Source organism: Curtobacterium sp. BNK-1, assembly GCF_048685235.1.
GTDB lineage: Bacteria > Pseudomonadota > Gammaproteobacteria > Enterobacterales > Enterobacteriaceae > Pantoea > Pantoea agglomerans.
Genome location: NZ_JBLQTJ010000001.1, coordinates 1,236,706 through 1,249,482 on the forward strand (window position 1 = coordinate 1,236,706; position 12,777 = coordinate 1,249,482).

General features: G+C 53.2%; 12 protein-coding genes and 4 tRNA genes. 13 read left to right on the top strand and 3 right to left on the bottom strand.

Going from position 1 to position 12,777, the window contains the following annotated elements:
- Positions 1-113: 113 nt before the first annotated feature.
- Both rutR and ACMGGP_RS05880 read left to right on the top strand, forming a co-directional pair.
- Positions 114-749: an HTH-type transcriptional regulator RutR gene (gene rutR, locus ACMGGP_RS05875; RefSeq protein WP_003849991.1), complete on the top strand. Its 636-nt coding sequence runs from the start codon at positions 114-116 to the stop codon at positions 747-749.
- A 38-nt stretch (positions 750-787) separates the two neighbouring features.
- Entirely contained in the window at positions 788-1,762 is a 975-nt protein-coding gene (locus ACMGGP_RS05880; protein ID WP_163851133.1) for a metal-dependent hydrolase, read from the top strand.
- Positions 1,763-1,808: 46 nt separating this feature from the next.
- On the opposite strand, the gene cycA is transcribed toward ACMGGP_RS05880, so the two are convergent.
- A complete protein-coding gene (cycA, locus tag ACMGGP_RS05885) occupies positions 1,809-3,203 on the bottom strand; it encodes a D-serine/D-alanine/glycine transporter (protein WP_022625909.1) in 1,395 nt (464 codons plus the stop codon).
- Between the two features lie 286 nt (positions 3,204-3,489).
- Here cycA and ACMGGP_RS05890 point away from each other — a divergent pair, with 286 nt between their 5' ends.
- From ACMGGP_RS05890 to ACMGGP_RS05900, 3 genes are all read left to right on the top strand, one after another.
- Complete coding sequence (locus tag ACMGGP_RS05890; protein WP_010669801.1) at positions 3,490-4,185, top strand: extensin-like domain-containing protein; 696 nt, start codon at positions 3,490-3,492, stop codon at positions 4,183-4,185.
- A gap of 1,168 nt (positions 4,186-5,353) precedes the next feature.
- Positions 5,354-6,076, top strand: coding sequence for an autoinducer binding domain-containing protein (locus tag ACMGGP_RS05895; protein ID WP_191919030.1), 723 nt, complete (start codon positions 5,354-5,356; stop codon positions 6,074-6,076).
- Positions 6,077-6,207: 131 nt separating this feature from the next.
- A complete protein-coding gene (locus tag ACMGGP_RS05900; RefSeq protein ID WP_498798261.1) occupies positions 6,208-6,810 on the top strand; it encodes an acyl-homoserine-lactone synthase in 603 nt (200 codons plus the stop codon).
- Positions 6,811-6,845: 35 nt separating this feature from the next.
- On the opposite strand, the gene ACMGGP_RS05905 is transcribed toward ACMGGP_RS05900, so the two are convergent.
- Positions 6,846-7,070, bottom strand: a complete 225-nt coding sequence (locus tag ACMGGP_RS05905) for a DUF2594 family protein (protein ID WP_003849983.1) — start codon at positions 7,068-7,070, stop codon at positions 6,846-6,848.
- Between the two features lie 441 nt (positions 7,071-7,511).
- Between ACMGGP_RS05905 and uvrY the strand changes: the two genes are divergently transcribed.
- The 6 genes from uvrY to ACMGGP_RS05935 all read left to right on the top strand — a co-directional run bounded on the left by uvrY (position 7,512) and on the right by ACMGGP_RS05935 (position 11,042).
- Positions 7,512-8,162, top strand: a complete 651-nt coding sequence (uvrY, locus tag ACMGGP_RS05910) for a UvrY/SirA/GacA family response regulator transcription factor (RefSeq protein WP_250488757.1) — start codon at positions 7,512-7,514, stop codon at positions 8,160-8,162.
- Positions 8,155-9,987, top strand: a complete 1,833-nt coding sequence (uvrC, locus tag ACMGGP_RS05915; protein WP_010246606.1) for an excinuclease ABC subunit UvrC — start codon at positions 8,155-8,157, stop codon at positions 9,985-9,987. Before uvrY ends, uvrC begins: the two co-directional genes overlap by 8 nt.
- 69 nt (positions 9,988-10,056) lie before the next feature.
- Positions 10,057-10,605 (top strand): CDP-diacylglycerol--glycerol-3-phosphate 3-phosphatidyltransferase, encoded by a 549-nt coding sequence (gene pgsA / locus ACMGGP_RS05920; protein WP_010246604.1) that lies wholly within the window; start codon positions 10,057-10,059, stop codon positions 10,603-10,605.
- Positions 10,606-10,755: 150 nt separating this feature from the next.
- Positions 10,756-10,831 (top strand) — tRNA-Gly (locus ACMGGP_RS05925).
- A 40-nt stretch (positions 10,832-10,871) separates the two neighbouring features.
- Positions 10,872-10,945 (top strand) — tRNA-Cys (locus ACMGGP_RS05930).
- A 10-nt stretch (positions 10,946-10,955) separates the two neighbouring features.
- Positions 10,956-11,042 (top strand) — tRNA-Leu (locus ACMGGP_RS05935).
- Between the two features lie 135 nt (positions 11,043-11,177).
- Here the strand turns inward: ACMGGP_RS05935 and ACMGGP_RS05940 are convergent.
- Complete coding sequence (locus ACMGGP_RS05940) at positions 11,178-11,414, bottom strand: hypothetical protein (protein ID WP_010246484.1); 237 nt, start codon at positions 11,412-11,414, stop codon at positions 11,178-11,180.
- A 235-nt stretch (positions 11,415-11,649) separates the two neighbouring features.
- On the opposite strand from ACMGGP_RS05940, the gene ACMGGP_RS05945 reads away from it, so the two are divergent.
- Positions 11,650-11,722 (top strand) — tRNA-OTHER (locus tag ACMGGP_RS05945).
- A gap of 179 nt (positions 11,723-11,901) precedes the next feature.
- Positions 11,902-12,753 (top strand): substrate-binding domain-containing protein, encoded by an 852-nt coding sequence (locus tag ACMGGP_RS05950; protein ID WP_498798262.1) that lies wholly within the window; start codon positions 11,902-11,904, stop codon positions 12,751-12,753.
- Positions 12,754-12,777: the final 24 nt, after the last annotated feature.

The following is a 12,777-nucleotide window of genomic DNA, read 5'->3' on the forward strand; positions in this document are numbered from 1 at the left end:
AATTCGCTGCACGTTTTCCATGCAGGCTGAGCAAAAAAGGTGCAGGGCGCGGATTGGGCAGCGATGAATCCCTTTGCTATGATGCGCTGACACCAGAAGGATGAGGTAAACGTGTGAATACCGATGAAAAAAAGCCAACGCGACGTTCGCGTGCGGTCGCAGCGAAGCGGGCCGCCATACTGGAAGCGGCATTAACCTTCTTCTCACAGTTTGGCATTCACGGCACCAGCCTCGATAAGGTGGCCGAACTGGCCGATGTCTCTAAAACCAATCTGCTCTACTATTTTCCCTCTAAAGAAGTGCTCTATGTGGCCGTGCTTAAGCAGATTCTGGATGTCTGGCTGGCACCGTTGCGCGCGCTGGCGCACGATCAGGATCCACTGGTCGCGATTCGGCGCTACATCCGGCTGAAGCTGGAAGTGTCGCGCGATCATCCTCAGGCTTCCCGGCTCTTCTGTCTGGAGATGCTGCAGGGTGCTCCGCTTCTGAAAGGGGAGCTGGCAGGCGATCTTAAGCAGCTGGTGGATGACAAAGCGGCAATTATTGAACGCTGGATTGATGAAGGACGACTGGCGGGCGTACAGCCGCAGCATCTGATCTTTATGCTGTGGGCCACCACGCAGCATTACGCCGATTTTGCCACTCAGGTTGAGGCCGTTACCGGCCAGACGCTCAGCGATCCGGCGTTTTTCGATCAGGCTGTTGATAACGTGCAGCGCATGATCATCGAAGGGATTCGCGTACGCTAATTCAGGATACATCCACGGTTCAGGTACGGAGTTAATCAATGGATTCTGTTTCGCAACTGGTGCTGGGTGCCTCAGTCAGTGTCGCAGTGATGGGACGTCGGGTGCCGGTCTGGCAGGCCGCGCTGGTGGGCGGCGTCTGCGGCACCTTACCCGATCTCGATGTCTTTCTTGATCATGGCGATGCGATACGCAACATGACCCTGCATCGCACGGAAACGCATGCGCTGCTCTGGCTCACGCTGCTCTCGCCACTGATTGCATGGCTGGTGGCGGGTCTGTTTCGCCAGCGGGTGAAGTGGGCAGCATGGTGGCCTGCCATCTGGCTGGCGCTGATTACCCATCCGCTGCTCGATTTGATGACGGTGTATGGCACCCAGCTTGGCCTGCCGATCACCGATTATCCTTATGCCATCGGCAGTATCTACATCGTCGATCCACTCTATACCCTGCCGCTGCTGGCAGGCCTGGGCATCGCGCTCTGGCGGCGCAGTGATAAAGGGCTGCGCGGAAACCGGCTCGGGCTGATGCTGAGTACCCTTTATCTGGTCTGGAGCGTGGTGATTCAGGGCGTCGCAGGCTGGCAGATCAGAGCGTCGCTGGCGGAGCAGGGTATTCCGGACAATAAAGTGCTGGTGACGCCCACGGCCTTTAATACGCTGGTATGGCGCAGCGTGATTATGACGCCGGATCGCTATGGCGAAGTTTACTGGTCGCTGTTGTCGCCCTCACGACCACTGCAGGTGGCGTGGTATCCGCGTCATCCTGAACTGTTCGACGCCTTTCGGGGCAGCTGGTATGCAGAACGTGTCGCCTGGTTCAGCCACGGCTTCTACGCACTGCGTGAGCAGGACGGGCAGACGACGATTGCCGACCTGCGCATGGGCGAAGGCGATAAGTATACCTTCACCTTTGGTCTGGGCACGCCTCAGCAGCCCGATCCCCGGCCGCAGCGCATACCTTATGAACGCCCCTCTTTATCCGCCATTTTCTCTGCGCTGGGCGATCGCCTGTAAAAAAAAGCCCGGTCATCTGACCGGGCTTTTTTCATGATATTACCGATTAGCGGCTACGACGATTACGCAGCATCCAGCCGACACCCAGCAGGGCAAACCAGAGTGGCGTAACCATCAGCGCCTGGCGCGTATCTTCCTGCAGCGTCAGCAGCACCAGCACAAATGCGAAGAATGCCATGCAGACCCAGCACATGAATTTGCCCAGCGGCATCTTAAATGCCGACTCCGCATGGCGCTGCGGATGCTTTTTACGGTAGGCCAGATAGCTGCACAGAATGATGGTCCAGACGAACATAAACAGAATGGCCGAGACGGTGGTCACCAGCGTGAAGACCTTCATTACATCCGGGATCAGGTAGATCAACGCCACACCAATCAGCAGGCACAGGCAGGAGAAAAACAGGCCGGTAGTCGGCACCGCACGGGCAGAGAGTCGGCCAAAGGCGCGGCTGGCCACACCCTGCTGCGACAGGCCATAGAGCATACGGCTGGTGGAGAAGATGCCGCTGTTGGCTGAGGAGGCGGCAGAAGTCAGCACCACAAAGTTAACGATACTCGCAGCCGCAGGCAGACCAATCAGAACGAACATCTCAACAAACGGACTGCGATCGGCCATCACCTGGGTCCAGGGCGTTACCGCCATAATCACCATCAGCGCCAGCACGTAAAACATAATGACCCGCAACGGAATCGCATTAATTGCGCGCGGTAAAACTTTATGCGGATTGTGGGTTTCAGCCGCTGCCGTGCCCACCAGTTCAATGCCGACAAAGGCAAACACCGCAATCTGGAAGCCGGCAAAGAAGCCGCTGAGGCCTTTCGGGAACATGCCGCCGTGATCCCAGATGTTGCTGAGTGACGCTGTGCCGCCGCCCGGTGAGGGGTAGTGAATCGATACCAGCACAATCCCGGTTACGATCAGTGCCACAATGGCGACGATTTTAATGATCGCAAACCAGAACTCCATCTCGCCAAACAGCTTGACGGTGGCAATATTGAGCGCCAGAAAAACCACCACGCAAAGCAGGGCGCTCATCCAGATCGAGAAGCCCGGAAACCAGAGCTGGAAATAGGCGCTGATTGCCACCACGTCGGCAATGCCGGTTACCACCCAACAGAACCAGTAGGTCCAGCCGGTAAAGTAGCCCGCCCACGGGCCAAGCAGATCAGCGGCAAAATCGCTAAAGGATTTGTACTCAAGGTTGGAGAGCAGCAGCTCCCCCATGGCGCGCATCACAAAGAACAGCATAAAACCGATGATCATATAGACAAAAATGATCGAGGGGCCAGCCAGGCTGATGGTTTTACCTGAGCCCATAAACAGGCCGGTACCGATAGCGCCACCAATGGCGATCAGCTGGATGTGACGATTGTGCAGATTGCGCTGGAGTTTATCGGGCGTTTCGTGGGTGCTTGCGGTTTCTTTAGATTGATCAACCATAGAATTGTCTTTCCTGTCGTGATGTTGTGTTCAGCTCTGCTGGCTGTTAGTCAAGGCGTCTGCCTGAGGGCAAGTCGGCATAAGATAGAGGAAGAGAGCCGGAATCGGGTAACGCTTTTTTACCAATTGTGATGCCTGCCATCCCGGAAGCGGCAATAAAGCGCGATTTTGTTCAAACCTTCGTCAGCCTGGGTAATTATTCATCACGTTATGTCAGTCAGGCGGCGTGAAGGGCGATGGGCTTCTACACTTTTTGTTTGCTAATCATCATGCTGCGAGAGGGACTATGCGCACGCTTATCCTGTTTTTGCTATTGCTTGCGCTGGGATGGGTCAGCTTACCCTGGCTTAAGCAGCATCTGCCGCCGCAGTTTAATCCCTTTACGCCACTCTCTGTTACCGATCCGCCGGGCTGGATGACGCAGATTAAGATGAAAAGGCTGGCCAGCGATCCCGACGCATGTCTGGCGGTGATGCGCCGCGCTCAACAGGCGGGCTGGGTCAGCTTCAGCGAGCGTCCGGACGTCACGGGTCACTGTCCGCTCAGTCATCCGCTGCGGGTTCAGAAATTTGGCCCGGTCAGCCTCAGCAGCAGCTTTCTGGCCAGCTGTCCTATGGCCGTCGCCAGCACCATGTATGCTCTGCGCAGTCGTGAACAGACCGCCAGAGAGATGCACAGTCCACTGGTACGAATTACCCATGTCGGCAGTTACGCCTGCCGTAATATTTATCATCGTGCCCAGGGGCGGCTCAGTGAACATGCCACCGCCGATGCCTGGGATGTGACAGGCTTTCAGCTGGCTGATGGCCAGCGGCTTGAGGTCAGTCGTCACTGGCAACAGCCGGAAGAAAAAGCGGCAATGCTTCATACGCTGTGGCGTGGCGGCTGTGAGGTATTCGGCAATGCGCTGGGGCCGGACTATAACGCCGCTCACGCCTCACATTTTCATCTGGGTATGCGAGGTGCAGGCTACTGCCGATAAATCATCAGACAGGATTAATACCGTGTTTGATTAAGAAATGTTCTTATGGTGCCAGTAAAACCCATCCAGTTATCATTGCTGAACCTGATCCCTTACTGAAATAGTCTGACAACAGGTCTGGATGCTCCTAAAAAAACCGATTTCAGGGCCATTTGTAAGAATAAAACGATGCCTGCGGGATAAAACCCTTGTGCAGATTCTCAGCGTCATTTGCTCAGCGCTTGTTGGCGGCATGATGAAATTATTTCATGATTGCGCTGGCAGAAATAAGGGAAAGGTATCGCATAAATAAAAAAGTGCGTGATTAAGAAAAGAACGGATTTTACCTGCAAATTTATTTTCAGATGATTTAGTTGCGTGACTATCGGGAAAGTGATTTAACTGATTAAAATAGAGTCAGTGCTGAGCATTACGCCGTAAATAGTGATCTCCGCCACGTATTGCGGTCAGACAGCAAAGTAAGTAAACGAGACTTTTACGAATGCGCTGTCCTGGATCAGGTATTTGCAGTCAGATAAGTGGATAAACCAGCAGGATGTGAATCGACGGGCACAGAGCATGGTCGGGTAGAGGAGACCAGAAAAGGTTTATTAAACAGCACATCGTTACGCTTACAGGGCTGCCTCGGAAAACCGGGACAGGTCTGTCACCGGCAAGCGCGTGGCGCGGGCAGCATGCCGGTTAGCTGCCTCAACAGACGCCACAGGGGCTGCGGGGACGTCTGACGAAACCGATCCTGATGCTGCAAAGAGAGAGCCGGGCTTATTTCCTGACGAAAAATATGTCAGAAATTTGTCACTGCCGCTTCGCTTATAAAAGAGTAATTAACGCCTTGTTTACTCGTTATTTACCCAACAATCAGCATCGCGATTCAATATTTTCAGCAGACGTTTCGGGTCTGAGATAAAATTGCACTGGAGGTCAGGGATTGAAATCCTATCAGAAAAATCTTATTCTCCTGGGGTGATTGAAATTGCTGTGATCGGCCTCACCTTGTAAAGGCAGGAACACTTTTTCACTCCGCTCCAACGGTGAAAGGTTAAATGCGCTGTAGATCGCGACAGATTCGTCCTGAACGATAAATTAATTTTCTTGTGCAAATTTATTTTATCCGATGAATCCGAATGAATATTACCGGAAGGGCGAGTGAAATTAACGCTGAGGCAATATGAGCACTGAAAATTATTTCGCCTGGCGACATGAAGCGAAAGAACAATTTCAGGCATTAACGGTTTCTTCTGAATTGAAGCCGTTATTGCAACAATTTACTGAATCATTAGGCTTCGATTATTTTGCCTTTTTGATTCAGCACCCGGTGCCTTTTAACCGACCGCGCATTCATTTACATAGCACCTATCCCAGATTATGGGTTAAACGCTATGAGAAGCAGAATTATTACGCTGTCGATCCGGTGCTCAGGTTGTGTCAGCGACCGGGCAGAGGCATGGCGTGGACGGAGGAACTGTTCGCTGACGCCGGCAATTTGTGGCGTGAGGCGAGAGAATATGGGCTGCAGAGCGGATTTTCTTGCTCTGCAATGGCACCAAATCGCGTCATTGGTATATTATCTATATCGTCGCAACAGCCCATTTCTGTCCAGCTCTGCCATGCTGAGCTGGAGGTGAAACTACACCTTTTAGCGGAACTAAGTCTGGATACGCTGGAACGCTTTAGCGATGATGCAATGATGGTACTAAAAAAAGAGTTTAGTCAGCGCGAGCTGGAAATTTTGAAATGGACAGCCGAAGGAAAAACGGCGGTCGAAATTTCACTTATTTTATCCATCTCTGAACATACCGTTAACTTTCACCAAAAAAATATGCAAAAGCGTTTCAATGTTTCCAATAAAACGCAGATTGCCTGCTATGCAGCGGCAATCGGACTGATCTGAACTTAAAGCAACGGCTACATTTAGCTGTTCCTTTGCACAGGTCTGTTGTCTATTCTGCGCCGGGACTTTGCCAGGCTGGCGCAAAGAAATCATTGCAAACATGGGGATGTCAGAGGCGCATGATGAAAATAGTGCAAACGCAATTAAAGGATATGCCATCCTCTTTGCTTGCCGAACTCGGCAGCTACCGATACAGCGTCTTTGCGCGCGGCGAAGGGTGGTCAATTCCGCCACGTCTGAGCACGCCAGGACAGGAATATGATCGCTACGATCGTTCAGATGTCACCTGGCTGATCGCATGGAATGCGCGGGAGGGCATCAGCGGCTGTGCGCGTCTGATGCCCTGGTTCGAACCTGAACTGAGTGAAGGCATCGTACTGCCTTTCAGCCATGAGAAAGTGTGGGAAATGTCGCGCTTCTCGGCACGGCTGGATGTGGACGCTGAGCTGCCACTGAATATTCTCTGGCACGCCGTGCAGCTGGCAGAATTGAACGGTATGGAATACATCATCAGTTCGGCAACGCCGATGCTGGAGAAGATGTTTGAAGAGCATCAGGTGGTGTATGAGCCGCTGACGCCGGGACTTATTCTGTCAGAAGATAATCTGTTTGCGATCCGTATTCCGGTGGTTCAGCCAGCGCTGGCTGAAAAGTATCGGGGAACGCGGCGCTTTAGTCCGGAAGAGGTACTGCCTACGCTGGGCGTTTCGGTTAACTGGCAGGCGCACAGTTAATTAATTTGCCCCCGCGGCTGTGGGGGCAAGCAAGCTTACTGACGGTAGGCTGTTTTGATCTGCTTAATGGTATTGCTGAATACTTCCGCCTGAGGCTTGTCGCCCAGCGTCTGTACATAGCGTTCCATGTTGATAATCACTTTGCCGGCATCAGCCTGGCCCATACCTTTCAGGATCAGGGTGATCATCATCTTCAGACCCGCGATTTCATCCGCTAATTTCCGGGCTTCCTGCGAAGTTGCAAAATCTTCATCGCTCATGCGTTTCTCCTTGGTGAATGACAATATGTCGGCAATCTGTCCGAACAGCAGTGCGTGAGTATATCACAGGGTCAGTAAGTTGCTGGAGCAGCCGGTTCGCTTCGCTATAAACAGCTGGTTTGTCCAGTACAACTAATCAATCGCTGAAAGTAATTACAGGTGTTGCCGGGCCAGATATCACAAGGGCCTGCAGCGATAAGGCACAGCAAAGTCTGATGTTAATACCATGAAATAGTAAGAGTTTAAGGATTATTCAGTACGCCTGTCGGTTGTAAGAAATCTCTGTTATTGCTGGCTGCACGGGGCTGGAAATCGTTATGCGAAGCGTCGACTGTTTTGCTTTGTTGATGTGCTTTTGAGGTAAAAGCGGGTATGATTATCGCCTGTATTCGTTAATTGATTCCTCTTTTTTTAGCCTCTGGAGTTTCCCCGTTGATCAGTGTGCTTCTTGTTGATGACCATGAACTTGTCCGTGCCGGAATCCGTCGCATCCTGGAGGATGTCAAAGGTCTGGCCGTGGTCGGAGAGGTCAACTGTGGCGAGGATGCCGCTAAGTGGTGCCGTGCCAATCAGGTTGATGTGATCCTCATGGATATGAACATGCCGGGCATCGGTGGACTGGAGGCGACGCGCAAAATCGTGCGTTACAATCCCGATATCAAAATCATCATGCTGACCATTCACACGGAAAATCCGCTGCCTGCGAAAGTGATGCAGGCGGGGGCTGCAGGCTACCTCAGTAAAGGGGCTGCGCCGCAGGAGGTGATCAATGCGATTCGCTCGGTCAATGCCGGACAGCGCTACATCGCTTCAGATATCGCTCAGCAGATGGCGCTGAGCCAGATTGAGCCACAAAAAGCGGAATCCCCCTTCAGCTGTTTGTCGGAAAGGGAATTGCAGATTATGCTGATGATCACCCGTGGACAAAAGGTGACGGAAATTTCCGAGCAGTTAAATCTCAGTCCTAAAACCGTTAACAGTTACCGCTACAGGATGTTCAGCAAGCTGAATATCAGTGGCGATGTAGAGTTAACGCATCTGGCCATTCGACATGGCCTCTATAATGCGGAGCCGTTAATCAGTAGTGAATGACGTTTTTGATTCCAAAGCCTTTCTGAGTACGGTAACCAGCAAGCCCGGTGTTTACCGCATGTATGACGCCTCAGGCACCGTCATCTATGTGGGCAAAGCCAAAGACCTGAAGAAGCGTTTGACCAGCTACTTCCGCACTCAGGTCGGCAGCCGCAAAACCGAAGCGCTGGTTAGTAATATCCAGCACATCGATGTCACCGTAACCCACACCGAAACCGAAGCGCTGCTGCTTGAGCATAACTACATCAAGCTCTACCAGCCGCGCTACAACGTGCTGCTGCGCGACGATAAATCTTACCCTTACATCTTTCTTAGCAGCGATACCCATCCGCGACTGGCGATGCACCGTGGTGCAAAGCATGCCAAAGGCGAATACTTTGGCCCGTTCCCCAACGGCTATGCGGTGCGTGAAACGCTGGGGCTGCTGCAAAAAGTTTTCCCTATCCGCCAGTGCGAAAACAGCGTCTACCGCAATCGCTCCCGGCCCTGTCTGCAATATCAGATTGGTCGCTGTCTGGGTCCCTGTGTCGCGGGACTGGTCAGTGAGGAGGAGTATGCGCAGCAGACCGATTACGTGCGTCTGTTCCTTGCGGGTAAAGACGATCAGGTTCTCAACCAGCTGGTCAAACGGATGGAAGAGGCGAGCACGGGCCTGCGTTTCGAAGAGGCGGCACGCCTGCGCGATCAGATTCAGGCTGTGCGACGGATCACCGAAAAGCAGTTTGTCTCGAATCAGGGTGATGACCTTGATGTGATGGGTGTGGCTTATGAAGCGGGCATGGCCTGTCTCCACGTGCTGTTTATCCGTCAGGGCAAAGTGTTAGGCAGCCGCAGCTACTTCCCGAAAGTGCCCGTCGATACCGATCTGGCTGAGGTCGTTCAGACCTTTGTCGGGCAGTTCTACCTGCAGGGCAGCGAGGCACGTACGCTGCCTGGCGATATTTTGCTGGACTTCACCTTGCCAGAGCGTGAACTGCTGGCTGAGTCGCTCAGTGAACTGGCCGGACGTCGGGTGAGTATTCAGAGCAAGCCGCGCGGGGATCGCGCCCGTTATCTCAAACTGGCGCGCACCAACGCCGCGACGGCGTTAACCACGCGGCTGTCACAGCACTCCACAATTCATCAGCGGCTGATGGCGCTGGCGGAGTTTCTTGAGCTGGACAAAATTAAACGCATGGAGTGTTTCGATATCAGTCATACCATGGGTGAGCAGACCATCGCCTCCTGTGTAGTGTTCGACCAGAATGGTCCGCTGCGTGCCGATTATCGTCGCTACAACATCAGCGGCATTACGCCGGGTGATGACTATGCCGCCATGAATCAGGTGTTACGCCGCCGTTATGGTAAAGCCATTGAAGAAGATAAGATTCCGGATGTGATTCTGATCGATGGCGGTAAAGGCCAGCTGTCTCAGGCGAAGCAGGTCTTCGCGGAACTGGATGTGCCCTGGGACAAAAGCCGGCCGATTTTACTCGGCGTAGCGAAAGGCAGCGATCGTAAAGCCGGACTGGAGACGCTGTTCTTTGAAGCGGAAGGTGAGGGCGTTTCGCTGCCACCCGATGCGCCAGCGCTGCATGTGATCCAGCATATTCGTGATGACGCTCACAATCATGCCATTTCAGGCCACCGTAAAAAACGGGCCAAAGTAAAGAACACCAGCGCACTGGAAAGCATCGAAGGGGTGGGGCCGAAACGGCGTCAGCAACTGCTTAAGTACATGGGGGGCCTGCAACCGCTGATGAACGCGTCGGTGGAGGAGATCGCCAATGTACCCGGTATCTCACATGCTCTGGCAGAAAAAATATACTACTCGTTGAAACACTAGCATTGAAACGGGGGGGGCAATGTAGGAACATAGGCTAAATTCTACCTATATCCAGACAGTTACCGGCATATGCAATTAAACATTCCGACGTGTCTCACCCTGTTTCGAGTCGTGCTCATCCCGTTCTTTGTGCTGGCTTTCTATCTGCCGTTCACCTGGGCGCCGCTGGCGACTGCACTGATTTTTGTTTTTGCTGCCATCACCGACTGGTTTGATGGCTTTCTGGCGCGCCGCTGGAAGCAGACGACACGCTTTGGTGCGTTTCTCGATCCGGTAGCGGATAAAGTGATGGTGGCCATTGCGCTGGTGCTGGTGGCGGAATATTTCCACGCCTGGTGGATTACGCTGCCCGCCGCCACCATGATTGCACGCGAGATCATTATCTCTGCGCTGCGTGAATGGATGGCGGAGATTGGTAAACGCAGCAGCGTGTCGGTTTCCTGGATTGGTAAAGTGAAAACCACTGCCCAGATGTTCTCACTGTTTGCCTTGCTGTGGCGTCCTGATGCGACCGTCGTGGCGATTGGTGTGGTGGCGTTATACATTGCTGCCGTGCTGACTTTCTGGTCTATGTTCCAGTATTTAAGCGCCGCGCGCGGTGATCTGCTCGAACCGTGATCGATACGATTTAAAAAGCAGCAAACGGACGCGCTGTGAGGATAATTTTATTGACTCATTGCGTCATCTAAGTAGAATGCATCGCATCGAACGGCAGCCAGGCTGCCAGAAGATAAATAAAATCAGCAGGTTCGACGAAATTGCTGAATTGCGGGAATAGCTCAGTTGGTAGAGCACGACCTTGCCAAGGTCGGGGTCGCGAGTTCGAGTCTCGTTTCCCGCTCCAGATTCGCAGGTCAGGTTAACCTGACGGCACATCAGTTTAAGGCGCGTTGGCAGAGTGGCTATGCAGCGGATTGCAAATCCGTGTACCTCGGTTCGACTCCGGGACGCGCCTCCAGTTACACCCTGCCCGGGTGGTGAAATCGGTAGACACAAGGGATTTAAAATCCCTCGGCTGTAAGGCTGTGCGGGTTCAAGTCCCGCCCCGGGCACCATATTTCTGCCGAAGAAAATCTAATAAAATAAAAGCAATATGCAGTAATGTCGTAACCGCCCAAGGGCGGTTTTTTTGTGCCTGCTATCTGGCGGATACGGCGACTGCAACCTCTGTTTAGCGGTATAAGCCGGCATCAGCCCCGGGAGCTGAACACCAGCTCATCATCAGTGTCACTTACCAGCACCATCCGTTGCGCCTCACCACTGGAAGAGACAAAGGTCACTTCATGGCCGATGCTGATATCATCAAAGGCCTCAGTCGGCTGTGACTGCTTCCGGATCTCCAGTACCATGCGCGAGGGGTAGGGTTTATCATTAACCGTATCAATATGATAATTGGCGGTAAAATTCAGTTCGGGTTGATCAACCACGTAAAATTGTCCTGACGGCATAGTCTTGACCTCTGCAAAATGTTGGCCATAAGTCCCGGTCGGAACAGGCTGCCTGAAACTTAAGGTTAGCTGAATAATCAATGCCTACAGGCGGCGGCACCTCTTTTTTGATTTCATACGACGGTTGCAAAAATACCTGCCGCTTGCGCTTGTCTGGTCAGAGAGTCGTACTACGCTTCTTGTTCACACAGCGCGGCTTTTCCAGGCACGCCATTCGGGCATGGTATAAAGGTATTACTGCAACTCTTAACGGGTTGACGATGCGGGTTCAACTCCTGCTGCCCGGTCCCTCTCCTGCATCTACGTTAACGCCAGCCTTATCCCTTTTGGGTTTCTGCCGATCCATCCCAATTACATCCGATTTCACTCATTTTTGCGGCCTGTGTCGAACTCTGTAACCTGTTGAAACGTTGTGGTTTACCGTATTGTGGTGGCTATTGTTTGCCGTCGCAGAGAATTAATGCCAATGATTACACCTTCCACACCTGACTTAACTGAACCGGCGGTCCCTCCGGTTATCGGTGTTATCGCCAGCCAGTTGCTCAATCCGTATCAACAAAAAATGCTGGACGAAGTGATGCGCCAGCTTAACGCGCGCGGTGTTATCTCGGTGCTACTGAGTGCCGAAACCGACGTCACACTGACCGCACTCATCCGGCAGGCTACACCACTCGGGCTGCGTGGTTTGCTGTTACTCCCCGGTAACCGCGTTACTGATGCCTGCAATTTGCCAGTGCTTCAGATTGACGCTGAGCCTGAACTGCAGGCGGATGCACTGCGGGCGGGTGAGGTGACAGCGGAATTATTGCTTAAACAGGGGCATCAGCGGTTTGGCTTTATGCAGGCTCAGCCAGGCGAACTGGCGCAAAAACAGGGCTATCGCGCCGCCCTGCTGGCGGCGGGCACGGCGTTGAACGCCGAACTGACTGTGGGCAGTGATGATCGTGACTGCGCTTATCAGGCGATGATGTCTTACCTGAAAAAGACACGTGCTGCTGAGCGTATCCAGGCACTCTTCTGTGAAAGCGATCTGATGGCCTTTGGAGCAATGCAGGCGATTCGGGATTTTGGTCAGGGTATCCATCTGGCAGTGGCAGGTTTTGGCGATAGTGAAGAAGCCCGCAGCTCAACCTGGCATCTTACCAGCTGGTCACCTGACATCCGGCAGATCGCTGGCCGCGCGCTGGATCGCTGGCTGGGACAGCAGGCAGGCAACAGCAGTGCTGAAGAGCAGGAGCAATTACAGCGGCGTCACTCTCACGCAGGCAAAGTGCTGCCGGGTGAGATGTCAGCCTGCGGCTGCGCCTTCCGGCATTAACCAGCCCGCAACGCAGGCTGGCAG